Below are 25,829 nucleotides of genomic sequence, written 5' to 3'. Positions count from 1 at the left end.
TGAGAATCAGGTGCTTTTCGCTTTCAGCTTATTCAAATAATCAATCGCATCCTGCATGGTATCAACAGGCACAATCTTCATATTTGAATCAATATCTTTTGCTGTTTTTACTGCGTTCTTATAATCGGAATTGCTGGCGCCGTTTTGATTTGGCGCGAAGAAAATGTCTTTTCCGGCTTTGTCTGCGGCGACGACTTTTTGATCAATGCCGCCGATCGGGCCTACTTTTCCGTCAACATCAATCGTACCTGTTCCCGCAATATCGTAGCCTTTTGTTTCGTCTGGTTTTGTCAGCTGATTATAGATTTCAAGGGACATCATTAACCCTGCTGACGGGCCGCCAATATTTTCGATTTCAAAATCAATATCAGGCTCTACCTTCACGTTTCTGTCTGTATAAAGCGAAACTCCGATTCCTGCCCGATCCGGCTCATCAGGAAATTGTTTTAACGTAAGGGTGACACGCTTTTCTTTTTCTTCTCTTTCGATCTTTAACGTGACTTTATCTCCCGCTTTTTTGCTGCTGATATAATCAATCAGCTTTTCAGCAGACTGATAGTTTTTGCCGTCTGCGCTGATGATTTTATCACCGACTTCTATTTTCCCTTTTGCCGGCATGTTTTCTACAACTGAGCTTGCGTATATGCCGTTAAAGGAATAGCTGACTTTTTTTCCTGCCTTTTGATAGGCGGCTATAACCGCATTTTCTTGCGAGCTTTTCATCATTTGGAGCTGTCTTTTCATATACTCCTTATCTGATTCGCCTTCCTCCTTAATGCTCTCATCAGGAACAATTTCATAATAAGGGTGCATCTTTGCCCACACATATGTAAATGGATTAGCCGGTCCCACTTTAACAGTCATTAAGGACAGACTTCCTTTTTCCGGGTAGCCTCCCTCCACTTTTATCAATGAAGCAAGCTCTGTCGCTTCTCCCGGTTTTGTAATATAGTATGGAAGTTTTATAAATGATAAAACGGCGATCAGTATGAGGATGACGAGCATCCAGCTAAAATGTTTTTTACGTAGCAAATTATGAGCCCTCCCAATTCTCTATTTCTTTTCTTATCTTGCTGATCATTCGGTTTGTCGCCTCTTCGCCTGCCGATATCATTTCTTCAATATTGGCAAACGAGCTTGAGCTGTATGTTTCAAGGGAAGGGCGAATCATGATATCTGCGGCAATTGTTTGATGCCGCACTAATTCATTTTGCAGTATATCCATACTTTGCATAATCACATCAAAAATATGCACTGCTGTTTCAGTTTTTCGAACCCTGGAAACATCCGAAGCGATGATAATATCAGCTCCCATGTCTTTCACAACAGAAACCGGAATTCGATCGACGACCGCGCCGTCTACAAGAAGGCGTCCATCCAGCCGCTGCGGAATAAAGATACCCGGGATACTGATGCTGGCCCTCACTGCATCTGACACTGATCCTTTTCGGAACACAACCTTTTCTCCCGTCTGTAAATCACACGCAACAATGCCCAGCGGGATTTGGAGCTCTTCAATCGGTTTTCCGAATGTATAAGCATGCACAAGCTGTCTGACGCGGTCACCTTTTAAAAAACCGAGCTTCGGCACCGTATAATCAGCATAAAGCCTTCGTTTAAAGGCTTTGGCTACTTTTTTCATCGTTGCCACGTCATGTCCGGCGGCATAAAAACTGCCCACCAAAGCGCCCATGCTGCTTCCTGCAATCATATCCACTTCAATTTGGTGCTTATGTAAACTGGAAAGCACACCGAGATGAGCAAGCCCTCTGGCCCCTCCCGATCCTAACGCTAACCCGATTTTAGGTTTGGCCAAAGCGTTAACCTCCTGCCTGAATTCCCTGTATACCGAATTCTATGGTCTAAACTGAACCCCTATGCTCGTATATTAGTACAAAGAATCAAGAGGACAGGTACTGCTTGGCCGTTTTACATCATACATTATTTTATCATGATATACATGTCATTGGGCATTTTTAGCATCGGGGAGGTAAGAATGAACTTGTCGAAGATTAATACACTTTTGATTGCCTCATTTTTTATTTTTTTAACAGCGACTGTCATCTCACATCCACAGGCCTCATTCGAAGCCTCTAAAACCGGGCTGTCTATGTGGTGGGAGGTTGTGTTTCCGTCATTGCTGCCATTTTTTATTCTGTCCGAACTCTTAATCGGCTTTGGCATTGTGCGGTTTGTCGGTGTTTTGCTTGAGCCTTTTATGCGGCCGATCTTTCGCGTGCCGGGTGTCGGCGGCTTCGTTCTTGCTATGGGAATGGCATCAGGAAACCCAGCGGGCGCAAAACTCACTGCCCGTCTGCGGCAGGAAAATCAGATTTCAAGAGTAGAGGCAGAACGGCTCGCGTCGTTTACCAATTCTTCAAACCCGCTCTTTATTTTCGGCGCTGTTGCCGTCGGTTTCTTTCAAAACGCATCACTAGGCATTTTATTAGCTTCTGCACACTATTTGGGGAATCTTGCCGTCGGTTTAACAATGCGCTCCTATGGCCGCAAGGAAGAGCAGCATCTCAGAAGAAAGAAAACGATACCTTTCCCTTCAGTCAAAGATGCTTTACACGCTCTTCATACCGCCAGACTTGCAGAAAAACGGCCCTTAGGTAAAATTTTAGGCGACGCCGTGACGTCTTCTGTTCAAACGCTTCTTATGGTAGGCGGCTTTATTATTTTATTTTCTGTCTTCAATCGGCTGTTGTCAGTGGTCCAGCTGACTGATGTTTTGTCTGTTTTCACAAAAGGAGCACTGACTTTGTTTCAGCTTCCGACTCAATTGGACATTCCGCTTTTATCAGGGATGTTTGAAATTACATTAGGCAGCAAGCTTGTCAGCGAGACAGATGTTTCTCTTCTGCAAAAAGCCATTATCGTCAGCTTTATTCTTGGGTTTAGCGGCTTTTCCGTACAAGCTCAGGTGGCAGGTATTTTATCGGAAACCGACATTAGATTTAAACCATTCTTTATCGCACGTTTGCTGCAGGGCGTTTATGCCGCTGTCTTCGTCATGCTTTTATGGAAACCTCTTTACACGGCATGGCATGATCCATATCAGTATGTATTTAAATCTCTTAACAGCAGTGACATGCCAACTGCCTTTATAAATGGCTGGAATCTGCTTGTGCAGATCGGACCTGCTGTCACACTATGCGCGCTGTTTACGTACATTATCATTTTTTCTTACAGACTGACAAACGGAACAAAAAAAGGATGAGTCAAAACCCTCATCCTTGTCTGAATTTTTGCTGAAGCGCCAGCTCTACTTCCGGCGGTACAAACTCTGATACCGAGCCGTTGTATCTCGCCACTTCTTTTACGATGCTTGAACTTAGAAACGAATATTGATTGTTTGTCATCATAAAAAATGTCTCGATGGATTCATCAAGCACACGGTTTACTGACGTCCCCTGCATCTCGTATTCAAAATCAGATACAGCTCTCAAGCCTCTTAAAATCGCTTTCGCATTTTTTCTTTTTGCATAATCAATTAACAGGCCTTGCGATGTTTCAACTGTTATGTTCGGAATGTCTTTTGTCACTTCTCTCAGAAGCTCACACCGTTCTTCCACACTGAACAAAGGCTTTTTTGAAGAATTATTCAGCACACATACATACACTTGTTCAAAAATATGCGCCCCGCGTTTGATGATGTCCAGATGCCCGTAGGTCACCGGATCAAAACTGCCGGGACAGACAGCTATACTCGCCACCTCACTACCCCCTCTTTTTATAAATCGCCACACCTGTTAACCCATAGGTTTCTTTTCTTGTCATCACAAGATCTCCTACGGTTTCGGGAAGCTCGACCTCTCTGTCATGCTCAGCGACGATAAAGCCGTCTTCTTCCAGCATTTGATATTCGTCAATCAGCGTTAAAAGTGCTTTCAGCTTTTGTTCCTTATACGGCGGATCGAGAAAAATTCCGCGAAAGCCGGTTTCTCTTTTAGCAGCAGCGTGCAAAGCACGTTCCGCATCATTGCGGTATACCTGTGCATGTTTTGTAAGCTCCAGCGTTTTCAAATTAGATTTTACTGTTTGAATCGCTTTAAAATCACGGTCAACGAATATACAATGCTCAAACCCGCGTGAAAGCGCTTCGATTCCAAGACCTCCGCTCCCTGCGAATAAGTCAAGTCCCCTGCCCCCGTCAAAATAAGGGCCGATCATATTGAAAATGGATTCCTTCACTTTGTCGGTTGTCGGTCTTGTTGATGTTCCGGGTACAGCCTTTAGTGAACGGCCTTTTTTTGATCCAGAAATTACTCTCATGTTCCACACCACTTTTTCTAAAAGCTATTTTGTTTCTTTATTCGGCCGGACGCCGCTATGTACATAGAAAAAAATCAATCCTATCTTAACATAAAGCATTCTTCCAAACAATGAACGCTAATCTTGATAAACAGGTGTATAGGCAGCATGATCCTTGTCCATACTATAAGCAACAGCATCTAGAGGATGTTGTTGCCAACCGCGGAGAAGACTTACGTTTCCCCATAAGTTCTTCCTCCGGTTTCTCCTCTCCCTTTGCCTTCTCCTTAACATATTAAGGAATAGAAGGACCCCGCAGATGCCTGCGGGGATTTTTTTATAGCTATATGCCGATTTTATAATCGTATTCTTTTGCCTTATCAAGCTTTGACTCGAATTCCAATTTTAAAAACGGTTTATAAGAAGGCTCCACTTTTTTCACAAATGAGTAAGACGCAATCTTGTCCATTGTTTTTTCAATTTGGTTCATATCACAGTACAGTACGACATATTTTAATCGTTTTGATACATAGTGCACATTCCCGAACTTCCTCAGCATTTTGCTCTGCTTTAGGGAGTGCAGATACACAACCATGCCCTGGCGCCTATTCTCCAATACAATCACCTGCCTGTTTTCTCTTATATGTAAAAGACGAGACGGCCAGTCTCGTCAGGACACTTTACATCCGCAGCTTCCGCCTGAACCGCAACCGCCTCCGCATGAAGACAAACCGTCAAAATAAGGGTTCCCAGTCGGAACTTTCACATGCTCCGAAACAGCTGTCCCAATCTCAACGCTGACCTCATCAAGAATGGACTGGAGCTCATTTTCAGCTCTCTTGAAGTCAGCCACCTTATCGTTCAGGTCCAGCTCACGTTTGATCTCCCTCATTTTCCGGGATATTTCTCTATAGTCAGGATGATATTTGCCAAAACGCTGTACATCCTCATACTGCTCTTTTATTTTGATAAAAGAACGAATAATCCGACCTGCCTCTTCATCTTCCTGGAGACGCTTGTAACAATTGCGGTAGTTCTCAGCCGTCTCCGACTGCAGAATCATCTCGGCAAGCTGCTGAGCTTCACTTTGAAGCCGCACGGATTCCATCGTCGCATACATAACATGCACCTCCAGTTGTTAGTTTACCATGAAACCAGCCAATTGGAAAATGCTTAACCGCAGCCGTATACAAAACCTTATGTCCGCATGAAAAAAGACCCTTTTTCGGGGCCTTTTAATCTTTTGTCCGCATCGCTTGAAACATTTGCATCATCATTTGCGCCATTTGAATCCCGTTCGTAAACTGATTCACCCGATGCGGAATGGTTTTTTCATAAAAATTCATCATTTCAAGCTGAAAGGAGGACAGATCATCCGGTTTTCTTGAAAGCCTGCGGTACCATATCGGCTGTTCTCTGATGAATCGTTTCCGTTCTTCGTTTGCTAAAATATATTCCTGAACCTCTTTGCGCATATGAGCTCCCCTTTTTTAATCCTTTCGAAAAGAAAAAGGATGCTGTCCAGAGCCTGGCTGAGAATGCTTCTGTCCGCTTCCGGAAAATGTATTAAGAAGGCTTTGCAACGATGAGATCGACTGGCTCATTTTATTGATTTGTTCGTTCATTTGATTGACATCCATCTTTTTCACCGCTGTCACCATTTTCGAGACAAAATCATTTTTTTGCGGTGTTTCAGGCACAGCTTCAGAAGCTTCTTCCGGTTCCCGATATGGATCCCAAATCGGGTCGCTCTCCCCGAAGAGGACCCAATTTTCATATACGTCCTGCCAGCTTCTTTGTTCTTTGCGCACTTCTTTTATCAGCTTGGGATGCTTTTTGACGAATTGTTTAAAGTCATTGATTGAATGATTGGCATGTTGATTCGCCACAATCCTCACCCCCTCCGAAAATCGTTACCTACTACAATGTATCGTTTTGTCGGGCATTGTGTTCGCCTATATTCATTCCCAAATGAATTTTTAGCGATAGCCCTATACACTGGTGAAAAAGCCTGACTGAAGGGATGGGAAACGGCCTTATCTGTAAGCTATCAGCACATTCATTCAGACCAGCTTGTATGGTAATAGAAAAAGCCGGGAACCATTCGTCCGCGGCTTTCATTACCATCGCTTAATAAAATTTTGGGTGTAATATTTCCGGTCTACTCCGACACCAAGATGCGTATAATCTGAATTCAGAAGCGCTTTTCGATGGCCTTCGCTATTCAGCCAGCCTTCTACGGCAGCCGGACCGTCCACATAATTGTATGCGATATTTTCTCCCGCTTGCTGAAAGTCAACATGCCCTTCTTCTAAGCGGTCTTTCAGCGAGCCGTATTTTTTAGAGACATGGGAGAAATAATTATTTTCCTTCATATCCTCACTATGCCCAAATGCCACTTCCGCCGTTGGCTGATCCCACTCAAGCTTCGCAAGTCCATGTTTAACGCGTATGACATTCGTCAAATCAAGGATTTGCTTTTCGCTCGTTGTTTGGATCTTTTTCCATTTCTCATCTGAAACGGCTTTCGGTTTAATTAATTCCCCGCGGTACACTACCTCATAAGGTCTTTGCTTTACAAAGGTCTGCGCATCAAACGCCCTGATGCTGGATAGCTTCCCCTCAAATTTGTCCATATACAGCTGGACATACATCTTTCCTACCTTTACAGTCGGTCTTGTATTGATATCTTCTTCAGAAAATTCAAACCGATAGGAATTTCCTTTATACTCTACATTCACAAATGGTGCCACCTGGGTGGTCTTGAATACTTCGCCAGTTGATTCTCCAATTTTGAAAGGCTTGGCGTTAATATCATTACCCGACGCAAATAATGTGACCACTTTATTGTTTAATACCCCGATTTGGATATATTGATCCTTACCTTGATTGTATACCCACCAATCGTAATCATAAGCCGAAGGGTCAATACGTTCAGGTTCCCCAAGCTTTTTCGTTACTTCATCGGCGTGCTTGCCCATGAAGGACAATAACCCTGAAGTCGGCATATGTATTCGTTTGCCGCTTTGCGCTTCCTCATTCGACACCTGAGGCTCGCTGTCATTTGATTTCTTTTCAGGAACAGATCCATATTGAATAAACAGAACGTAAGTTCCGCAGATAATCAAAAGGATAACCATTGCTCTCAATATATTTTTCAATCTATCACCCCCGTGGCGATTCACAATCTTTTGCTTACATCCCATTACAATACAGCCTATTTAACATGTCAAAGATTTATGTGTTAATGAAAAAAGCCTTCTTCTCTATTATCACCTTCGGAAATATCCGATAAGGCGCTGCCGGCACGTTCATTCGTTTGCTCAGATAAAGAAAGATCACCAAGCGTGACAATTCCAGTCAATTTTTTATTTTTTGTAACTGGTATCCTTCTGAGCTGATGCGATGCCATCAAATGAAGAACCTCATCGACTGAAGCATCTTCCTCCACACTGACAGGTTTTTCGGTCATCGCGTCAGTGATTTTTTGCGAGTTCGGTTTTTTGATGGCGATTCCTCTTAATACGAGATCGCGGTCGGTTACGATGCCGACCAATGTTTCCCCGTCCTCATCAACTACCGGAATCGCTCCTACATTTGCGTCCTTCATCTTTACTGCAGCTTCATATACATTATCTAATACCGTGCAATATTGCAAGTCGGCTGTCATCAGATCTTTTATTTTTGTCATCCGTTTAACCTCCTTTAGTCTAGTGCTATTGTCGTCAAAATTTAATTTTTACATACTTTCAAAAGAAGAAGATTCATTGAAAGTTTAACGCTTTCATACTATGATTGTCAGGAAAGGTAATTTTTATAAGGAGGGGTCAGTGTTGAAGTTTACTGAAAGCGGACTTGAAGGGGTTAAGGCTGAGCTCAGCTGGCTAGACGACTTAATGGAAAGCAAAGGTCTCATTAGAGCGGGTCAATGGGATTACGAGAGAGTCACCTATGACAAGAAGTTTTCGACGATTGAGGGTACGTTTTACCTGCGGATACAAGGTATTGCGGCAGAAGGCGATGTCGGAAGCGGGCGCGCCGTGATTCAATTAATGTCCCCTCTCCTAGGAAAGCATTACTACCCTCATGGAGTAGAATATGGAGAAACGGAAGAGTTTCCCGTACAGGTTGTGACAAAAAGCAAGGCACTGATTCAGGACATAGCCAACATGTTAAAAACAGTTCAAATGTAACGAAAAGGTACAGCATATTTCGCTGTACCTTTTATGATATCGTCTGCTGAATATACGGCGGCTCCTCCTGCCCGTCCTTTTCCCTTTCTTTCTTCACCCATTGGAAAAAAATAACGGCCAAAAAAGTACCGTACACAATTTCCTGAATGATTTTCATCATGACTGCTCCGAGCTGCTGATCCTCTAACAAAGGCAGTGTATTCAACATCTCTGGCCCTGTTAATGGGACCTGCCCCATCATATCCGCTGGCACGCAAAGCCTCATTGCCTCAGCCCATAAAGCCGGATCTGTATAGGTGGCGTATAACGGTGCACCGCTGAACATGATCAAGGCGCAAGCAGGTGTGAGCAGCATACCGTCCGCCATAATATAACCCAGCTTCATCAAGCCGCTGAGCTGCCGTAGACGCTCAACCTTATGAACAAGCGGCCACCACATGAAGAACGCAAGCACAAAGATAAGCCAAGTGATTAATGTATGGTAAAACGGATCTGTTTTGACAGTATCAAATATAAGCGGTACATGATATAAAGAAAAAATGCCGTTAAACAAAAGCAAAGCAATTAAAGGCGTCGTAAAAAAGGAAAAAACCGGTTTGATTGAAGGCCTGAAAATGATTTTTTCCCAGAGCCATGCAGGAATCCCCGCGATTAACAGCGGCGGGACAACCAAATACAGGACGGCCATCTGCACCATATGTGCGCTGAACATAATATGTCCGAGCAGATCAACCGGGCTTCCCTCGGCTGCATATAAAAACAGCATCGCCGACAGAAAGCACACCATCTCTTTACCAGTTATTCGATTTGGCTTTGAAGACATTCGCCTATAAAAATAGAGATAAAGCGCCGTAATGCCTAACAGGATACAAAAAAGATAAGGGCTCCACATCGCGCGAAACCCGAATATCTCCAACTGATTCATTTCTTCACCTCCGGCGGCTGTTTCAAATTACCACCATATAATTGTCACAAACGCAAGCACAGTGATAAACGCGACAAACACCCCTGAATACAAAAACAGTGCCGGCGCCTCATGCCCTTTCTGATTCATATGCATGAAATAATACAGCTGAAAGATGACTTGAATTGCAGCTAGCAAAATAATGAAAGGAATCGTAAACCAGCTGCCGACACCGTCCGTGGCCACAGTCAGAAATGCAACAATCGTAAGACCGATCATTAAACCAAAAGACAGGACTTGATATTTCATCTCCCGGGCATGCTTTTTTTTCTTAAATTCAAGGTCGCTATTAATATGCCCTCTGCTTTTTTTATCGACCATGTTTATCCCACCATCCCCATTAAATATACAACGGTAAAGATGAAGACCCACACGACATCAATAAAGTGCCAATAAAGGCTGGCAACGTAAAACTTAGGCGCCGTATACAGATTCAGCCCTCTCTTGGCATTGCGGATCATAAGCGTGCTGATCCACATAAGCCCAAATGCCACGTGGGCGCCGTGCGTACCGACAAGCGTGTAAAACGCAGAACCAAGGGCAGAGCTTGTGATGGTAAAGCCAAATTCATGGGTGTAATGCTTGAACTCATAGATTTCCAGTCCTAAAAAGCCCGCCCCCAATAAAATCGTAATTCCCAGCCAAAGCTGCATCTTGCCGAAGGAAAAGTTCTTCATGTGGTACATCGCGTACACACTCGTTAAACTGCTCGTTAATAGAAGCATTGTGGCAATGAATACAAGTGTCACATCGAACATTTCCGTCGTAGGCGGATCACCGGCATTTGAATTCCGGAGCGCAAGAAACGTGGCGAAGAGAGACGCAAACAGAACAGTCTCTCCGCCAAGAAAAAGCCAAAAGCCTAAAAATTTATTTTTCCCTTCCAGGGTTACTTTTTCGGGAGATGCTGGAAAGGTTTCTGCGGTGAATTTTTCTTGAACTTGCATTATGCCTTCACCCCTTTATCATCGTTCGGCAGTTCCTCTTTATGAATATGATAGCCGTGATCATCAATTACTGAACGAAGCAGCATCGTAATAAATGTGATGCCGAGCCCGATAAAGATCACCGGCAGACCCCAAGCGTAATCACTTCTGTACAGCAGCCCGAACGCTGCGACAAAAAGGCCGAAAGAAATGATGAGCGGCAGGATTGAGCCGTTTGGCATATGAATATCATCAACCGGTTCCGCCGGCGTCATTGATTTGTGCCCTGCCTGCTTCTCAATCCAAAGCGGATCAAGTCCTCTGACAAAAGGAAGCTGTTTAAAGTTATACTCCGGCGGCGGTGAAGAAACGGTCCACTCCAGCGTACGTCCGTCATGCCATGGATCAGCACCTACATATTCACCTTTTACCGATGTCCATATAACATTGACCAGCAGAAGAATAACAGCTGCCGCCATAAAAAACGCCCCGATTGTACTGATCAAGTTGCCGGTTTCCAGACCCTGTCCTGGCAAAAACGTATAAACCCGGCGCGGCATCCCCATTAAGCCGACAAAATGCTGAATGAAAAACGTGAGGTGAAAGCCGATAAAAAACAATACAAATGAAATTTTCCCCATCGTTTCATGCAGAATTTTACCGAACATTTTCGGCCACCAGAAATGAACACCGGCTAAAAGGCCGAATACAACGCCACCAATAATGACGTAGTGGAAGTGCGCAACCACAAAATACGTATCATGAAACTGATAATCAGCCGCAGCAGCTGCCAGCATGACTCCCGTCACACCGCCGAGCACAAAGGATGGAATAAATGAGACAGCATACAGCATAGCGGTTGTATACTTCACATTTCCTCCCCAAATCGTCAACAGCCAGTTAAAAATCTTAATCCCGGTCGGAATCGCGATAGCCATTGTTGCAACCGCAAAAATCGCATTTGCAATTGGGCCGAGACCAGTCGTGAACATGTGGTGCACCCAAACCATAAAGCCCAGAAAGCCGATGAGCACGATTGCAAAAACCATTGAAGAATAGCCAAACAAACGCTTTCTGGCGAACACAGGGATGACCTCAGAAAAAATACCGAATGCAGGCAAAATTAGGATATAAACCTCCGGGTGGCCAAAAATCCAAAATAAATGTTCCCAAATGACCGTATTTCCGCCAAGCTCCGGATTAAAGAAATTGGTTCCGAACAGCCGATCCAGCATCATGAGAGCCAATCCAACCGTAAGCGGCGGAAACGCGAACAAAATCAATGCCGAGGCCACAAATGTCGTCCATGTAAACAAAGGCAGCCTCATATACGTCATGCCCGGAGCCCTCATGTTGATAATCGTGGCCAAAAAGTTAATCCCGGCTATCAGCGTCCCGAGCCCCGATATTTGGAGTCCGAGGACGAAAAAGTCTATGCCGTGCCCTTTAGAATGAAGCGAAAGTGAGGCATATGATGTCCAGCCCGCATCTGGCGCTCCGCCCAAAAACCAGCTTAGATTTAAGAAAATGCCCCCGAAAAAGAAGAGCCAAAAACCAAGCGCGTTTAAAAATGGAAACGAAACGTCCCGAGCCCCGATCTGCAAAGGCACAACCGCATTCATCAAGGCAAATAAGAGCGGCATCGCAGCCAGAAAGATCATCGTCGTTCCGTGCATAGTCATTACTTCATTGTACGCTTGAGCACTGAGAAACGCATTTTCCGGCTTTGCAAGCTGAATTCTGATAAACATCGCTTCAATTCCCCCGACAAGAAAGAAGAATCCCCCTGCCACTAAATAAAGAATCGCGATTTTTTTATGGTCCACCGTCGTCAAATAATCCCAAAGCATAGATCCGCGCGTCCGCTTTTCTGTAAGCGCATTCAACATATGTGACCTCCCCCAATATCTCCCTTTCTTCCCTACTTGCTTTCCGCTTTTAAGCCTTTTAAGTATTCATAAAGCGCATCTGTTTCGCTGTCTGAGAGCTTTGGATATGTGCCTGTCATTTTGTTCCCCGGCTTTATACTGTCAGGGTCCTTCAGCCAAGCCTTCACATTTTCTTTGTTGGCCTCTTTCACCCCTGCCACTTTTGTCCTTTCACCGAAGGTCGCCAAGTTAGGTGCCGTTCTAGCGGCTTCTGCACGCTTATCATTCGGCTCTACCGCATGGCAGCTCAGGCAGTTTTTCTCTTTAAACAGTTCTTCACCCTGCTTAGCCAAATCGCTCTCTGCTGTAGACTTATAGTTCTTCATTTCTTTTGTCCAGCCCTGAAATTCTTTTGCAGACATCGTCTTCACCTTAAAATCCATCAGCGCATGTGAAGGGCCGCAAAGCTCTGCACACTTCCCAAAAAACATATCTCCTGCCTCTTTGCTTCGTTTTGAATCAAATGTCAGGAAGAACTTATTTTCATTATCCGTATTCGTATCAAGTTTTCCTCCAACTGAAGGAATCCAGAAGGAATGTTTTACATCAGAGGCTTTTAAATTAAAATATACACGCTGATCTGTCGGTACAATCAGCTCCTGGCTTGTGATAATGCCGTAATCAGGGTACTCAAACTCCCACCAGTATAAATTTGCCCTAACATTGACTACAAGAGCATCCTCAGCTTTGCGGCCTTTTTTATCCATTGGTGATGTGTCCGCTAGCTCCAGCGTATATAATACAACAGGAATCACAAGAATAATGAGCAGCAAAATCGGGATCACGGTCCATGTGATTTCTAAAAATTTATTCCCCTCTACCTGTTTCGGTATCGTGTTCTCACCGACCCGTGATCTTCTGAATCTCACAATCACATAAAAGAAGATAACAGATACTACTGCAACAACAACAACCATAATCAATGTGCTGAGCACTGTCAGGTCATACTGTTTATCAGCCACCTCGCCAGCAGGCTTGAGCGTGGATAAAAAAGGTTTTCCACATCCGCTTAATAGAAGCGGCACTAAGGCTAATAATAAAATAAGACGCCAATGCTTTACCATTTCACCCAACCCCTTTTCTGGTCAATACAAAGGCGGAAAGCGGATCGAAATCTATCGCCATCCAACCTATCACCAATAAAGCACTTACATTTCCTCTTCTCTTAAATTATGAGTTTTTTTACTCAAAATGCCATCTATGTATAAAAGTAAAGCCGCCTGATTAAACAAGAGGTCAAGGCGGCATTTACTAGTTGTCATCGTTTATTTTGAAGCGATAAAACAAGCATCATATCTATTTTTTAGAAAAGCGTCAAGACAACCATGGCAACGAAATAGATTGTCATGTAGTTAAGCGAGTAAACGAACATTTGTGTTGCCCACTTCATGATATTCTTGGAGCGGAATCCCATTAAGCCAAGAATCAGCCAGCCGATATTTAACAGCAAGCCGAGAATCACAATCGGAAGACCCAGGCTACCAAGGAAAAACGGAAGCGGCATCAGGCACGCAACCCACACAATAATTTGTCTTTTTGTCACTTCAAATCCGTATACGACAGGAAGCATCGGAATATTTGCAGCTCTGTAATCCTCTGTTTTCTTAATAGCCAATGCTAAGAAGTGAGGAATCTGCCAAATAAATAAAATCATGAATAACACCCATGCTACGACACCGATATTCCCTTCCACTGCCGTCCATCCAATAAGCGGCGGCACTGCACCGGAAACGCTTCCTACTACTGTGTTAATCGTATAGCGGCGTTTCGTCCACATTGTGTACAATACAACATACGTAAAGACTCCGATAAAACCGATAACAGCAGCCATGACAGTTGTCATCAGCAGCATGATCAATCCTAAAGCAACCAGCAAAATTCCAGACCATAACGCCTGACTCGGCTGAATTTTACCCGTAACCGTCGGTCTTACTTTCGTACGCTCCATAAGATGGTCAATGTCCCGGTCATACCAGTTATTGATCGCGCAGGAGCCCGCAATAATCAGTGAAGACCCGATTAACGTAAGAAGAACGGTGTTTATATTGCCTAAAAAACTCAAACCGGAAATATGCAGTGCAAGCCACATTCCAGTGAAAGTCGTGATGAGGTTAGAATTGACGATCCCTATTTTAATAAGGGACAGAAAATCTTTCCATGCCGTTGTTTCTTCAATTTGTCCGTCTATAGCTGTATCATTTAAGATTCTGGAGTTAGCCATAACGTAAACCTCCCTTACAAACCTAACGCAGGAGAATAAAATAACCTGCAACTCTATCATACAAGATAACATCTTGTAAAAAAACATCCTATTAAATATTAAACGACAAACAGGAATTTATTTGTGAACTTTTTATGAATTTTACCAAAGATGAAGGCAATCTCCAAATCGGCATTGCGTTTACCTTATTTCTATCAGACCCGGCATGAATAATCAAGTGTACATTTTCCAGAAGCCGTCATTCTATTATATTTTTGTGAACAAAAGGCTCTGGGAATTGCCACAAAACACATATTCGCTTACACTTGGAACGTATATAAAATTGCAGCAGTATGTTGAGAAGGTGAATATTGTATGAATAAAGCATTAAAAGCTCTCGGTGTTCTGACGACATTTGTCATGCTAATTGTTTTAATCGGGGGTGCCCTCGTTACAAAAACAGGTTCCGGCCAAGGATGCGGCAGACAGTGGCCGCTGTGTCACGGCCGTTTTTTCCCTGAACTGAATCCGGCTTCAATTATTGAATGGAGCCACCGATTCGCAAGCGGAATCTCTATTATCCTTGTGCTAAGCCTTGCGTTTTGGTCATGGAGAAAAATCACGCCGATTTTCCGTGAAACAACGTTTCTCGCGATCATGTCAATTATCTTTTTATTTCTTCAGGCATTGCTTGGCGCATTGGCTGTCGTATTCGGTTCGAACGCGCTGATTATGGCGCTTCACTTCGGCATCTCATTAATTTCTTTTGCTTCAGTGCTTATTTTGACATTGCTCATATTTGAAGCTGATAAATCAGTCAGAACACTGGTTAAGCCGCTTCAAATCGGCAAAAAGATGCAATTTCACATGATAGGAATTTTAATATATTCCTATATCGTTGTGTATACAGGCGCATATGTAAGACACACTGAATCAAGCCTGGCATGTCCTGATGTGCCGCTGTGCAGCCCGCTGAACAATGGACTTCCGACCCAATTCCATGAATGGGTGCAAATGGGCCACAGAGCAGCAGCCTTACTGTTATTTGTATGGATTATTGTTGCCGCTGTTCATGCTATTATCTCCTATAAAGATCAAAAACAGATCTTTTGGGGATGGATCTCATGTCTTATTTTCATTACATTACAGGCACTGTCCGGGATTATGATCGTATACTCTGAACTGGCTCTGGGCTTTGCACTTGCCCACTCGTTCTTTATTGCCTGTCTGTTTGGCGTTCTATGCTACTTCTTATTATTGATTGCTCGTTTCCGTTATGAATCCAGGCAATCATAAGGACTCAAGACCAAAGCCTTAGGCGGCTTTGGTCTTTTTTATGTCTTGTTTTTTGGCGCTTTATGCGTTTCAATCGCCAGCCTTCGCCGAACTTGATGATCAGTGAGCGGCTCACTTCGGTCTGTCCCCTTTCTCATCGTGATTATAGAAATTTCATATGGATCTATAGCTCGCGAACATAAGTATTAAAGCCTTTTAAATCAGATAGTGCTTAAAGAAATATGCACGGCATACTACAAAGCATCTAAAATATTGGCTGTATAAGCCTCTTTTTATTTTGGGCTTGTGACAGTACTCTATAATCTCTGAAGTCCCCTTATATCTCTTCTAACCATCTGTTTCACTCCACATTTTCTATATAAAAAACAAGAGTGTATATCATTGATATACACTCTTTGTTTTTTATGCTTTTTCAATTTCAAGGAGCAGATCTCCCGTTTGGATCGGCTCACCATTTTTCACATGAACCTGCTTGATTGTTCCTGAGAAAGGCGCCTGAACCGTTGTTTCCATTTTCATCGCTTCATTAATCATCAAATGATCACCTTTATTGACTTTTGTGCCTGCTTCAGCCAATACCTTAATAACTGTTCCAGGCATGGAAGCTGCGATGTGGCTTGGATTTGTCCGGTCTGCTTTCAGCCTTTCCTGAACGGAAGACTTAATGCTTTCATCTTTAATGACTACTTCACGCGGCTGCCCGTTGAGTTCGAAATAAACGACGCGGGTGGCATCAGGCTGAGGCTCACCGATTGAAATCAGCTTAACGATCAGCGTTTTGCCGCGCTCAATTTCAACTTCTATCTCTTCACCTAATGTCATACCGTAGAAGAATGTCGGTGTATCTAATACCGAGATGTCTCCATAGCTTTCTGTCGTTTTCACATAATCAGTGAAGACTTTAGGATAAAGGGCATATGCCACAGCATCCTGATCTGAAATTTCCAAGTTATGCTGCTCTTTAAATTCCTGTTTGATCGCTTCAAATGACACCGGCTCAAGCAGTTCGCCCGGTCTGACTGTAATCGGCTCCTGCCCTTTTAAGATCAGCTTTTGCAGTTTTTCTGGGAATCCGCCATGAGGCTGGCCGATATTTCCTTTAAAAAGCTCCACGACAGAATCAGGGAAATCTAAAGATTCACCTTTTTCGTAAACGTCTTTTTCAGTCAGATTGTTTTGCACCATGTAGAGTGCCATATCTCCGACTACTTTTGAGGAAGGCGTTACCTTGACGATGTCACCGAACATATCGTTCACGCGTCTGTACATTTCCTTGACTTCGTTCCAGCGGTCGCCAAGGCCTACTCCCTTGGCTTGCTGCTGCAGGTTGCTGTATTGGCCCCCTGGCATTTCGTGTTCATAAATTTCAGTATGCGGAGACTTCATTCCGCTTTCAAATTCACTATAATATTTACGCACCGACTCCCAATATTGGGACAGCAATTCAACGCCTTGGACATTCATTTCCGGACGGCGGTCGTTGCCTTCCATCGCATGATAAAATCCGCTCGCGCTAGGCTGTGACGTTAATCCCGCCATTGAGCTGACCGCCACGTCTATGATATCAACGCCGGCTTCAACAGCTTTCGCATACATATAAATACCGTTTCCGCTCGTATCATGCGTATGAAGGTGAACCGGAATGTCGATCGTTTCTTTCAACGCAGAAACGAGCTCATATGCAGCCTGCGGTTTTAACAGCCCTGCCATATCTTTAATCCCGAGAATATGGGCTCCGGCCGCCTCAAGCTCCTTCGCCATCGATGTATAATATGCAAGGTCGTACTTCGTCCGGTTCTTGTCAAGGATATCTCCCGTATAACAAATCGCAGCTTCTGCCACTTTGCCGGTATCCCTAACAGCATCAATGGCTAACGTCATCCCTTTTACCCAGTTTAAGCTGTCGAAAATACGAAACACATCAATACCGGATTGAGCTGATTGCTTCACAAATTCTTTAATCACATTGTCCGGATAATTCGTATAGCCGACCGCATTTGATGAGCGTAGCAGCATCTGGAATAAGGTATTCGGCACTTCTTTGCGAAGATCTTCCAAACGCTTCCACGGATCTTCTTTCAGGAATCGGTAGGCTACATCGAAGGTCGCGCCTCCCCACATTTCCATACTGAATAGTTCAGGCCATAACGCAGCCGTCGGATTTGCGATTTTTTTCAAATCATGCGATCTGATTCTAGTTGCCAATAACGATTGGTGGGCATCCCTGAATGTCGTATCAGTTAAAAGGACAGATTTCTGCTCCTTAACCCAATTTGCAAGCCCTTCTGCACCTTTTTCATCGAGAATTTGCTTTGTTCCTCTGGCAGGCTGCTGATCAACGTCTACCTTTACGCTTAACGGTTTGTCAAACGCCGGTTTTTCTTTTTTCCCGATTCCAGGGAAGCCGTTTACTGTCACATTGCCGATGTAAGTGAGCATTTTCGTTCCGCGGTCTTTTTGTTTAGGGAATTTAAATAATTCAGGCGTTGTATCAATGAAAGACGTATCATATTGCCCTGTCAGGAACTTCTCATGTTTTGCAACGTTCTCAAGGAACGGAATGTTCGTTTTTATGCCTCTGATTCTAAACTCCTGAAGGTTTCGCACCATTTTGGCAGCTGCCTGTTCAAACGTTAAAGCCCAAGTTGAAAGCTTAACGAGAAGTGAATCATAGTATGGTGTGATCACGGCGCCCTGGAAGCTGTTTCCGGTATCAAGACGGACACCAAAACCGCCGCCTGAGCGGTAAGCCATGATTTTTCCTGTATCAGGCAAGAAATCATTTTGCGGATCCTCAGTCGTAACCCGTGACTGAATGGCATAGCCGATTGTAAAAATGTCCTTTTGCTCAGGAATATTTACTTTTTTGCTGTGAAGGCTGTGCCCTTGGGCAACAAGGATCTGAGTTTGAACAATATCGACACCAGTAATCATTTCTGTTATCGTGTGTTCAACTTGTACGCGAGGATTTACTTCAATAAAGTAGAACTCGTTGTTTGCAACAAGGAATTCGACCGTCCCCGCATTTATATAGTTTACATTTTTAGCAAGCGCAACTGCCGCCTCACAAATTTGATCCCTTAATTCAGGTGACAGCGAGACACTCGGCGCCACTTCAATGACCTTTTGATGGCGTCTTTGAACGGAACAATCCCTCTCAAAAAGATGGACGACATTTCCCTGCTTGTCTCCAATGACCTGAACCTCAATATGTTTCGGATTCTCAATTAATTTTTCTACATAAACTTCATCATTGCCAAAGGCTGCTTTCGCCTCTGATTTAGCACGCTCATATGCTTCTTTGACTTCACTTTCAGATCTGACAATCCGCATACCGCGGCCGCCGCCGCCAAGCGAGGCTTTAATGATGATCGGATAACCGTTAGCTTGTCCAAATTGTTCGACGGCTTCAAGCGTTTCGGCAGGACCGTCGCTTCCCGGAATCACGGGGATTCCCGCTTTTTCTGCCTGCTCACGCGCTTTTACCTTGTCACCAAACATATCGAGATGCTCGGATTTTGGCCCTATGAATACGATGCCTTCTTCTTCACATCGTCTCGCAAAATGAATATTTTCAGATAAGAAACCGTATCCCGGATGAATTGCATCGACTTTGTTTCTTTTCGCAATATCAATGATACCTTCAATATCCAGGTAAGCATCAATCGGTTTTTTCCCTTCACCGACCAAGTATGCTTCATCCGCTTTGTACCGATGGTAGGAACCGGAATCTTCTTTTGAATAGACCGCAACTGTACGAATATTCAACTCGGTACACGCCCGGAATATTCGGATTGCAATTTCTCCCCTGTTTGCTACTAATACTTTTTGTATCGATTGCTGAGACAAACTTTTCTCCCCCTTACCCGAATGGAATATAATCTATCATAGCGGAATATCCTTCCCCTGTACACACTTGTTTTTTACTGATAAACAGTTTTTTTGAGCTGTTTCTTTTTCATTCCCTTCGGAGCCAAGGGCTCTTTCTTTTTCTTATTCTCTGAATATTTCACAAACATGCTGATATTCGCTAATATCCCCATACTCCCCAGCAGCAGCACCAAAGAAGAGCCCCCGTAACTGATAAATGGCAGCGTAACCCCTGTAATCGGAATTAATCCGCTGACACCGCCAAGGTTAATAAACGATTGTATGGCAATCATGCTTGAAATGCCGATCGCCAGAAGACTTCCAAACGGGTCCTCGCATTTTCTGGCAATATAAAAACCTTTTATGACGACAAAACCCAATAAGAAAATCACAAACAATACCCCAAAAATGCCGAGCTCTTCAGCAATGACAGCCATAATAAAGTCAGTGTGTGATTCAGGCAGATATCCGTATTTTTGGATACTTTCACCGAGCCCCAGGCCGAAAATGCCGCCTGAGCTGATCGCATAATAAGAATTGATCACTTGCAAACCTGATGAATTTGCATACTTAAATGGGTCTTCAAGACTCTCAAAACGCGCCAAACGGCCTTTAGTTAAAATTTGATCCTGATTTAAATAGAGAATCGGGCTGACTAAAATGAAAACAATTCCGCCGAGCAAAAGCAGCCTCACCAGCGTCTTTCCGCTGAAGCCGGAGCACAAGATCATGCACGTCGCAATTAACCCTATAATCATGGCTGTACCGAAATCTGGCTGCATGGCAATTAACCCGCAAATTATAAGCGTCATGACTACCGGAGGGGCTACTCCCGTTAACAGATGGTCGATATAACTTTGTTTTTTTGCATATACGGCTGCAAGGTATAAAATCACGACCAGTTTCACAAACTCCCCCGGCTGAATACTCATTCCGCCGATTTTAAACCAGCTCTGCGCGTTTCCGGCAACATGCCCGAAAACAAACAGTGAGATAAGCGCAAGAACAGATACAAGCAGTATCCCCTTCTGAAACTTTTGATGGGCCAGTGCTTTATAAGGAAACAACGCCATGAGAATAAATAGAGCGCCACCCGCAATTAAAGCAAACAGCTGCCGCATGAAGAAAAAATTACTGCTTACTCCATACCGGGAGACAGCCGTAATCATGCTTGAGCTGTATACCATCACTAAACCGAATCCGCATAATAAAACGATTGCGAATATCAGTGAGTAATCATAAGATTTTAGCATTTTTTTTAACATAACATCCTCTTCCCTGCTTCTAACTTCCATTATCTATGGTTTTTATGTATTTATCTTTTTTATTTTACTACAATTTATCAAACGAGACGAAGAATCTCTATACGATTCGGAAGGAATGTGTAAAAAAAGACCGTCTTTTATGAGATGAGAGAAAAATAGCGGTTATAAAAAAACCCAAACTGTTAATAAGTTTGAGTTTTATCATTTATTTAGCTGTAAACGCGTCATGTAAAGCAGACAATTCGCGTTCCAATGTGTATAAAAGGTCTTTACCGTCTTTTTCATCAACCAATCCCAGGCGGACAGCAAAATCGATTTCCCTCGAAAGCCCGAACATTTGAGTATCTAAAACCTCTTCATATAGAGGACATTGAGGCATCGTTAAGTTATCCATTTGTACTCGGATCAGCTTCAAAATCTTCTCAGCGTCAACTTTTAAGAGTTCAAAAGCTTTTTGCCGATGGTCAACTATCATCTCTGAAGCCAAAAGTATCCCTCCGTTCCCCAGGCGAGTACCTAATTCTTCTATTTATCATAAAGGGTATCAACAGAAAATGCAAGAGGATTTAAGCATATGACATAAATTAAAAAATACTCAGCCTGTACATCTCAGACATTATTTCCAAAAGCTTTACACCTGCAATGCTGTTCCCTTTTTCGTCTAATGCGGGGCCGAATATGCCGATCCCGAAATCGTAAGGCGAAATGCCCATAATCCCGCCGGATACGCCGCTTTTCGCAGGAATTCCGACCTTAATTGCGAATTCCCCGCTTGCATTATACATTCCGCACGTCACCATAAATGTTTTGCAAATTCTAGCGACATCTTTTGAGATGACTTGCTCCCCAGTCTCTGGATGTCTGCCGTTCAATGCAAATACAGATCCGATTTTCGCTAAATCCAAGCTGTTCATCTCAATCGCGCATTGCTTCGTGTATAAATCCATTACTGCCTCTACATCATCTTCAAAAATGCCGTACTGCTTCATATAATAACACATCGCCCGATTAATCATTGAAGTGCTGTATTCAGATTCAGCCACTTCCCGGCAGTATGTAATCTCTTGGTTGTTTGTCAGCCTTCTGATAAAAGAAAGCAAATAATCAAGTCTCTCTTTCACCGTTCTTCCTCTTATCAGACTTGTCACTACCAATGCCCCTGCATTAATCATAGGGTTTAACGGCTTGCTCGGATTCACCGTTTCGAGCTTTATAATTGAATTAAACGGATCACCGGTCGGCTCCTGTCCAACATAACTGAAGACCTTATCTTTGCCGTATTCCATTAATACCAAAGCAAGGGAAAGGACTTTCGATATACTTTGAAGCGTAAATGTTTTTTCTACGTCACCTGCTGACAGACAAACATTATTGGAATAATAAATCGCCACTGACAGGTCGTGTTTATCAGCTTTTGCCAAGGCGGGAATATAGCTGGCTACCTCCCCCTTGTCCGTTACTTTTTTCGCCTTTTTCACTAAGGCTTCAAGCTCATCATTATGCCGGCATACCATGCAAACACCCTCGTTCCCTCAGCATTTCAATACACATAATTTGTACACAAAGTGACAATTCATGCGAAAACTTTTATAATTTTGAGAGAAGGGGGTCATATCATGAGCGTTATCCAAGTAAAAGGCAATGTTACATATCCAATTACCATTGATCCAAGCGTATGGATTTTTGATGATCGCAAATTTTCGTTTGACCGCAAAGGGGACAGTCAAGACACATATTTACAATCAGCCGGGGATGAATCAGACCTTGATCCGGAACGCGTCATCAGAGAGGGGCGAATCGCGCCGCCTACATTAAAGACGGAAAAGCAATATGAGAAGCAAAAACTGATGAACGGCAGTTTCGCAATGAGACTTGGGACTGTCCTGAAAAATGCTGAGCCGAACATCTCTGCGACACAATGTGTATTTGTCACAAGTTCGGGAAAGGCCGCCGTTTCTCTGGAAACCGCTCTGAACAGTATTGTCCATTTCAGTGAGGCAGGCAAGCCGATTCAAGAAGGCGGCCCCGTGCATATTTACTTTGAAGACCCGGTTCATCACAAACAGCCGATTACCGATTTAAAAGAGATCGAAATCATTTAATGTTACAGCAAATCAGCTGCGAGCTGGGCGAGACCTGATCTCTCACCTTTTAACAGCTTCACGCTGCCTGAGATGGGTTGTCCTTTAAACCGCTCAACCACATAGGCCAAACCATTGTTCAGACTGTCTAAATATGGGTGATCAATTTGTTCAGGGTCACCCATTAAGACAATTTTACTGCCTTCACCGACTCTCGTCAGCAAAGTTTTCACCTCATGCCTGGTCAAATTTTGCGCTTCATCAATGATAATAAATTGATCTGGAATGCTTCTCCCTCTGATATAAGTCAGCGCCTCTACCTGAATTGAGCCAATTCCCGCCAAAATAGCATCAAGCTCCCCTGGTTTTTTCGCATTAAACAGAAACTCTAAGTTGTCAAAAATCGGCTGCATCCAAGGCTTTAGCTTTTCCTCTTTTTCGCCTGGCAAATACCCGATGTCCTTGCCAACAGGAACAATCGGCCTTGCGACGACCAGCTTTTTGTATATTCCCAAGTCTTCTGTCTGTAATAGCCCTGCCGCCAAAGCTAAGAGCGTTTTGCCGGTTCCCGCTTTGCCGATCAGGGTGACAAGCGGAATATCTTCCCGCAGCAAAAGCTCTAATGCCATTGTCTGCTGTACATTTTTCGGCCTGATTCCCCATATATGTTCATCATCAAATACGAGTCTTTTTAATACCGTTCCGGTTTTATCTGCAATTCCGACTGCCGAGGAGGATCCTCCTAGCTCATCCTTCATTAAAGCAAACTGATTCGGATAAAACGCATGCTGTTTCACATCGTTTACTGAAATTTGATTTTTTCCGTAAAAAGAGCTGAACAGCTGCTGGCTGATATATAAATCTTTATAGCCGCTGTACATTTCATCATTGTCCACAACCCGGTCATTCAAGAAATCTTCAGCAAGCAGTCCGATTGCGTCGGCTTTAACCCTGACCAGTACATCCTTACTGACGAGGATAACCGGCCTGCCATTTTCCTTGGTTTCTTCCTCGAGGCTTAAGTTTTTCGCAACGGCTAATATGCGATTATCGTTCGTCTTTTCAATAAAGATCTCTTGCAGCTGGTGAAACGAACGATGATTCAGTTCAATTCTCAGTGTGCCGCCGGTGTCAAGCGGTACATGCTCATGCAGCCTGCCCTTTTGTCTTAGCGCATCGATTAGCTTAGATACGTGCCTTGCATTCCTCCCAACTTCGTCCATATACCGTTTTTTTGAATCAACCTCTTCTAAAACGACAGCAGGGATGACAACCTCATTTTCTTCAAAAGAAAATATCGCGTTAGGATCCTGTAATAACACATTCGTATCTAACACATAAATTTTACTCAAGTCTCAGCCTCCTGATATAAGGGTCAAAGTTCTTCCTGCTTCTCTTTTGATGAAAAAGGTGAATGCCTGCTAAAATATATGTTTTTGTGCATAAAGATAGAAGGTTAATTCAACAATAAAATTAATGAAAGCATTTTAAGGAGGGAACCCGCAAGTGCGAATTCTTTTCATTATCATACAGCTGACACTTATCCTGTCCGCTTGTGCCTATCAACAAGGAAAACAGGGTCAGAATGTTGAAAAAGAATCAACAAGACAGCAGGAGACTAAACCGATTCACGTAAAGGACACAACTCAAGAAACAAAAGACAATGGAACAAGAACCGATATTGCCAAGCATCTTGTCAGCGTTGCTGAAAAAAACCCCGACGTCAAGGATGCAACAGCCGTTGTGCTGGGAGGCTATGCTGTTGTTGGGATTGATGTCGATGATACTTTGGACAGAAGCAAAGTGGAAACCATTAAATATTCTGTAGCTCAGGCGCTAAAGAATGATCGATATGGCGCAAACGCAGTGGTCATTGCTGATCCCGATACGGTCAGCCGCCTTCGTGAAATGAGCAGAGAAATCAGCGAGGGCCATCCGGTAACAGGCATACTGGATGAATTAGCTGCAATTGTCGGCCGAGTGCTTCCCGAAGTGCCTAACGACGTGATTGACAATGAAGACGAACCGCAAACAAAGCAGCAAAATGACCAATTAAATAGAAAACAGCAGCAGGAAATGGAGAAGGAGCAAAACGATCAATCTGATCATCATATGAAAAAGAACAACAATGACTAAGCTATAGCCTTGCGCTTTAGCTTTTTCTTATTTTGGACAGCTTCTGATCCGTGCTATAATACATGTTAGTGAAAGAGGTGATATGATGAGGGTCAAATGTTCTATTTGCGATAAAATTGAAACAATTGATGATGATACCCTGATCGCGAAACGGCTTCGAAACCGCCCGATCCATACATATATGTGCCAGGAATGCCACGATCGGATTGCCAAAAAAACAGAGGAACGGCTGAAAACGGGAAAATTTACTTTTCACCCGGGACAGCAGAAAAAAGAAAAAGTCAAAAAATAAAGCGGCCGCTTAACCATACAGAACACAAAAAAGACTCAGCTTTCAGCTGAGTCTTTTATGATTTTGCAGACTGTCCTTTTTTCGACTGATACAGCCGGATTTTGTAAATGATTAAAATCAGCGCAGCGACGACCAATCCTTCTGCCACGGGCAAAAACACCCCTAAAAAAGTCAAAACAGTGCAGCCCAAAGCCAAAAATACATACACCACTGCAGATTTTAATACAGGAAGCCGTTTAGCAAATCCAAGCTTAAATACAATAACGGCCAACACAAAAATCGTGCCGTACAGCAGCCACATGCCTGCCGCAGGCTGCCGGTCTACTTGATATAAAGCGGCGAAGAACGACAGACGTTCGCTTACGTCATTCAAAAAGATTCCCTCCCCTGTAAACGTACGGGTTCTATCTTTTCAAATTCT

28 protein-coding genes are annotated in these 25,829 nt (G+C 43.5%); 6 read left to right on the top strand and 22 right to left on the bottom strand.

Features of this window, described 5'->3' with window-relative positions; translation table 11 throughout:
- Positions 1-6: 6 nt before the first annotated feature.
- Both ddcP and MKX38_RS08030 read right to left on the bottom strand, forming a co-directional pair.
- Complete coding sequence (gene ddcP / locus MKX38_RS08035; protein ID WP_003245451.1) at positions 7-1,032, bottom strand: protease DdcP; 1,026 nt, start codon at positions 1,030-1,032, stop codon at positions 7-9.
- 1 nt (position 1,033) lies between these two features.
- Positions 1,034-1,816 (bottom strand): patatin family protein, encoded by a 783-nt coding sequence (locus MKX38_RS08030; RefSeq protein WP_021479345.1) that lies wholly within the window; start codon positions 1,814-1,816, stop codon positions 1,034-1,036.
- A 180-nt stretch (positions 1,817-1,996) separates the two neighbouring features.
- On the opposite strand from MKX38_RS08030, the gene spoVV reads away from it, so the two are divergent.
- On the top strand, positions 1,997-3,223 hold the full coding sequence (spoVV, locus tag MKX38_RS08025) for a dipicolinic acid transporter SpoVV (protein WP_029726517.1): 1,227 nt from the start codon (positions 1,997-1,999) through the stop codon (positions 3,221-3,223).
- A 10-nt stretch (positions 3,224-3,233) separates the two neighbouring features.
- Here spoVV and coaD read toward each other — a convergent pair whose 3' ends face one another.
- The 8 genes from coaD to MKX38_RS07985 all read right to left on the bottom strand — a co-directional run bounded on the left by coaD (position 3,234) and on the right by MKX38_RS07985 (position 7,948).
- Positions 3,234-3,719 carry a pantetheine-phosphate adenylyltransferase gene (gene coaD, locus MKX38_RS08020; protein ID WP_003245283.1) on the bottom strand — a complete coding sequence of 162 codons (486 nt, stop codon included), beginning with the start codon at positions 3,717-3,719 and terminating at the stop codon, positions 3,234-3,236.
- 4 nt (positions 3,720-3,723) lie between these two features.
- Entirely contained in the window at positions 3,724-4,278 is a 555-nt protein-coding gene (gene rsmD / locus MKX38_RS08015) for a 16S rRNA (guanine(966)-N(2))-methyltransferase RsmD (RefSeq protein WP_015483196.1), read from the bottom strand.
- A gap of 322 nt (positions 4,279-4,600) precedes the next feature.
- Positions 4,601-4,873: a YlbG family protein gene (locus tag MKX38_RS08010; protein ID WP_015715839.1), complete on the bottom strand. Its 273-nt coding sequence runs from the start codon at positions 4,871-4,873 to the stop codon at positions 4,601-4,603.
- A gap of 54 nt (positions 4,874-4,927) precedes the next feature.
- Entirely contained in the window at positions 4,928-5,377 is a 450-nt protein-coding gene (ricF, locus tag MKX38_RS08005; protein WP_003221370.1) for a regulatory iron-sulfur-containing complex subunit RicF, read from the bottom strand.
- A 115-nt stretch (positions 5,378-5,492) separates the two neighbouring features.
- Complete coding sequence (locus MKX38_RS08000; protein ID WP_003232231.1) at positions 5,493-5,732, bottom strand: YlbE-like family protein; 240 nt, start codon at positions 5,730-5,732, stop codon at positions 5,493-5,495.
- Between the two features lie 15 nt (positions 5,733-5,747).
- Positions 5,748-6,146, bottom strand: coding sequence for a YlbD family protein (locus tag MKX38_RS07995; protein WP_003232233.1), 399 nt, complete (start codon positions 6,144-6,146; stop codon positions 5,748-5,750).
- 231 nt (positions 6,147-6,377) lie between these two features.
- Positions 6,378-7,418 (bottom strand): CAP domain-containing protein, encoded by a 1,041-nt coding sequence (locus MKX38_RS07990; RefSeq protein ID WP_003245434.1) that lies wholly within the window; start codon positions 7,416-7,418, stop codon positions 6,378-6,380.
- Positions 7,419-7,501: 83 nt separating this feature from the next.
- Positions 7,502-7,948 carry a CBS domain-containing protein gene (locus tag MKX38_RS07985; protein WP_003221362.1) on the bottom strand — a complete coding sequence of 149 codons (447 nt, stop codon included), beginning with the start codon at positions 7,946-7,948 and terminating at the stop codon, positions 7,502-7,504.
- Positions 7,949-8,087: 139 nt separating this feature from the next.
- On the opposite strand from MKX38_RS07985, the gene MKX38_RS07980 reads away from it, so the two are divergent.
- Positions 8,088-8,450 (top strand): YugN family protein, encoded by a 363-nt coding sequence (locus MKX38_RS07980; protein WP_003232238.1) that lies wholly within the window; start codon positions 8,088-8,090, stop codon positions 8,448-8,450.
- A gap of 31 nt (positions 8,451-8,481) precedes the next feature.
- Here MKX38_RS07980 and ctaG read toward each other — a convergent pair whose 3' ends face one another.
- The 6 genes from ctaG to cyoE all read right to left on the bottom strand — a co-directional run bounded on the left by ctaG (position 8,482) and on the right by cyoE (position 14,489).
- The gene (gene ctaG, locus MKX38_RS07975; RefSeq protein WP_003244967.1) at positions 8,482-9,375 is read right to left on the bottom strand and encodes a cytochrome c oxidase assembly factor CtaG; all 894 of its coding nucleotides are present in this window, start codon (positions 9,373-9,375) and stop codon (positions 8,482-8,484) included.
- 27 nt (positions 9,376-9,402) lie between these two features.
- On the bottom strand, positions 9,403-9,735 hold the full coding sequence (gene ctaF / locus MKX38_RS07970; RefSeq protein WP_003232242.1) for a cytochrome c oxidase subunit IVB: 333 nt from the start codon (positions 9,733-9,735) through the stop codon (positions 9,403-9,405).
- Positions 9,736-9,737: 2 nt separating this feature from the next.
- Positions 9,738-10,361 (bottom strand): cytochrome c oxidase subunit III, encoded by a 624-nt coding sequence (ctaE, locus tag MKX38_RS07965; protein ID WP_003232244.1) that lies wholly within the window; start codon positions 10,359-10,361, stop codon positions 9,738-9,740.
- Positions 10,361-12,229 carry a cytochrome c oxidase subunit I gene (gene ctaD, locus MKX38_RS07960; RefSeq protein ID WP_003232245.1) on the bottom strand — a complete coding sequence of 623 codons (1,869 nt, stop codon included), beginning with the start codon at positions 12,227-12,229 and terminating at the stop codon, positions 10,361-10,363. The genes ctaE and ctaD overlap by 1 nt, the downstream gene beginning before the upstream one ends.
- A gap of 32 nt (positions 12,230-12,261) precedes the next feature.
- Positions 12,262-13,332: a cytochrome c oxidase subunit II gene (gene coxB, locus MKX38_RS07955; RefSeq protein WP_014663859.1), complete on the bottom strand. Its 1,071-nt coding sequence runs from the start codon at positions 13,330-13,332 to the stop codon at positions 12,262-12,264.
- 239 nt (positions 13,333-13,571) lie between these two features.
- On the bottom strand, positions 13,572-14,489 hold the full coding sequence (gene cyoE, locus MKX38_RS07950; RefSeq protein WP_003232250.1) for a heme o synthase: 918 nt from the start codon (positions 14,487-14,489) through the stop codon (positions 13,572-13,574).
- 354 nt (positions 14,490-14,843) lie between these two features.
- Between cyoE and ctaA the strand changes: the two genes are divergently transcribed.
- A complete protein-coding gene (gene ctaA, locus MKX38_RS07945) occupies positions 14,844-15,764 on the top strand; it encodes a heme A synthase CtaA (protein ID WP_003232254.1) in 921 nt (306 codons plus the stop codon).
- A 402-nt stretch (positions 15,765-16,166) separates the two neighbouring features.
- On the opposite strand, the gene pyc is transcribed toward ctaA, so the two are convergent.
- From pyc to glsA, 4 genes are all read right to left on the bottom strand, one after another.
- Positions 16,167-19,613 carry a pyruvate carboxylase gene (gene pyc, locus MKX38_RS07940; protein WP_339189143.1) on the bottom strand — a complete coding sequence of 1,149 codons (3,447 nt, stop codon included), beginning with the start codon at positions 19,611-19,613 and terminating at the stop codon, positions 16,167-16,169.
- Positions 19,614-19,687: 74 nt separating this feature from the next.
- Positions 19,688-20,899 (bottom strand): cell division protein FtsW, encoded by a 1,212-nt coding sequence (ftsW, locus tag MKX38_RS07935; RefSeq protein WP_128992788.1) that lies wholly within the window; start codon positions 20,897-20,899, stop codon positions 19,688-19,690.
- A gap of 205 nt (positions 20,900-21,104) precedes the next feature.
- The gene (locus MKX38_RS07930; RefSeq protein WP_003245286.1) at positions 21,105-21,386 is read right to left on the bottom strand and encodes a YlaN family protein; all 282 of its coding nucleotides are present in this window, start codon (positions 21,384-21,386) and stop codon (positions 21,105-21,107) included.
- Between the two features lie 97 nt (positions 21,387-21,483).
- Positions 21,484-22,413 (bottom strand): glutaminase A, encoded by a 930-nt coding sequence (glsA, locus tag MKX38_RS07925; protein WP_003232263.1) that lies wholly within the window; start codon positions 22,411-22,413, stop codon positions 21,484-21,486.
- Between the two features lie 102 nt (positions 22,414-22,515).
- On the opposite strand from glsA, the gene MKX38_RS07920 reads away from it, so the two are divergent.
- Positions 22,516-23,001: a peptidyl-prolyl cis-trans isomerase gene (locus MKX38_RS07920; RefSeq protein WP_339189140.1), complete on the top strand. Its 486-nt coding sequence runs from the start codon at positions 22,516-22,518 to the stop codon at positions 22,999-23,001.
- Positions 23,002-23,003: 2 nt separating this feature from the next.
- Here the strand turns inward: MKX38_RS07920 and MKX38_RS07915 are convergent, their stop codons facing one another.
- Positions 23,004-24,332: a PhoH family protein gene (locus MKX38_RS07915; RefSeq protein WP_003245272.1), complete on the bottom strand. Its 1,329-nt coding sequence runs from the start codon at positions 24,330-24,332 to the stop codon at positions 23,004-23,006.
- A 154-nt stretch (positions 24,333-24,486) separates the two neighbouring features.
- Here MKX38_RS07915 and MKX38_RS07910 point away from each other — a divergent pair, with 154 nt between their 5' ends.
- Complete coding sequence (locus tag MKX38_RS07910; protein ID WP_003232269.1) at positions 24,487-25,116, top strand: YhcN/YlaJ family sporulation lipoprotein; 630 nt, start codon at positions 24,487-24,489, stop codon at positions 25,114-25,116.
- An 82-nt stretch (positions 25,117-25,198) separates the two neighbouring features.
- Positions 25,199-25,408, top strand: a complete 210-nt coding sequence (locus tag MKX38_RS07905) for a YlaI family protein (RefSeq protein WP_003232271.1) — start codon at positions 25,199-25,201, stop codon at positions 25,406-25,408.
- Positions 25,409-25,463: 55 nt separating this feature from the next.
- Here the strand turns inward: MKX38_RS07905 and MKX38_RS07900 are convergent, their stop codons facing one another.
- Positions 25,464-25,781, bottom strand: a complete 318-nt coding sequence (locus tag MKX38_RS07900; RefSeq protein ID WP_003232274.1) for a YlaH-like family protein — start codon at positions 25,779-25,781, stop codon at positions 25,464-25,466.
- Positions 25,782-25,829 lie beyond the last annotated feature (48 nt).

Origin of the sequence: Bacillus sp. FSL M8-0025 (genome assembly GCF_037975475.1) — a bacterium.
In the GTDB taxonomy this organism is placed as follows: Bacteria; Bacillota; Bacilli; order Bacillales; family Bacillaceae; genus Bacillus; species Bacillus subtilis.
Note: the sequence above shows the minus strand (reverse complement) of the source record. Positions and strands in the feature narration are given on the sequence as shown.

What these genes read in the sequence shown, in the direction of transcription:
- MKX38_RS07920 (WP_339189140.1), top strand. Translation starts at nt 22,516, where the DNA reads ATGAGCGTTATCCAAGTAAAAGGCAATGTTACATATCCAATTACCATT.
- MKX38_RS07985 (WP_003221362.1), bottom strand. Translation starts at nt 7,948, where the DNA reads ATGACAAAAATAAAAGATCTGATGACAGCCGACTTGCAATATTGCACG.
- MKX38_RS07905 (WP_003232271.1), top strand. Translation starts at nt 25,199, where the DNA reads ATGATGAGGGTCAAATGTTCTATTTGCGATAAAATTGAAACAATTGAT.
- ctaG (WP_003244967.1), bottom strand. Translation starts at nt 9,375, where the DNA reads ATGAATCAGTTGGAGATATTCGGGTTTCGCGCGATGTGGAGCCCTTAT.
- glsA (WP_003232263.1), bottom strand. Translation starts at nt 22,413, where the DNA reads ATGGTATGCCGGCATAATGATGAGCTTGAAGCCTTAGTGAAAAAGGCG.
- spoVV (WP_029726517.1), top strand. Translation starts at nt 1,997, where the DNA reads ATGAACTTGTCGAAGATTAATACACTTTTGATTGCCTCATTTTTTATT.
- ctaA (WP_003232254.1), top strand. Translation starts at nt 14,844, where the DNA reads ATGAATAAAGCATTAAAAGCTCTCGGTGTTCTGACGACATTTGTCATG.
- cyoE (WP_003232250.1), bottom strand. Translation starts at nt 14,489, where the DNA reads ATGGCTAACTCCAGAATCTTAAATGATACAGCTATAGACGGACAAATT.
- MKX38_RS08000 (WP_003232231.1), bottom strand. Translation starts at nt 5,732, where the DNA reads ATGCGCAAAGAGGTTCAGGAATATATTTTAGCAAACGAAGAACGGAAA.
- ftsW (WP_128992788.1), bottom strand. Translation starts at nt 20,899, where the DNA reads ATGTTAAAAAAAATGCTAAAATCTTATGATTACTCACTGATATTCGCA.
- rsmD (WP_015483196.1), bottom strand. Translation starts at nt 4,278, where the DNA reads ATGAGAGTAATTTCTGGATCAAAAAAAGGCCGTTCACTAAAGGCTGTA.
- ricF (WP_003221370.1), bottom strand. Translation starts at nt 5,377, where the DNA reads ATGTATGCGACGATGGAATCCGTGCGGCTTCAAAGTGAAGCTCAGCAG.
- ctaD (WP_003232245.1), bottom strand. Translation starts at nt 12,229, where the DNA reads ATGTTGAATGCGCTTACAGAAAAGCGGACGCGCGGATCTATGCTTTGG.
- ctaE (WP_003232244.1), bottom strand. Translation starts at nt 10,361, where the DNA reads ATGCAAGTTCAAGAAAAATTCACCGCAGAAACCTTTCCAGCATCTCCC.
- ctaF (WP_003232242.1), bottom strand. Translation starts at nt 9,735, where the DNA reads ATGGTCGATAAAAAAAGCAGAGGGCATATTAATAGCGACCTTGAATTT.
- coxB (WP_014663859.1), bottom strand. Translation starts at nt 13,332, where the DNA reads ATGGTAAAGCATTGGCGTCTTATTTTATTATTAGCCTTAGTGCCGCTT.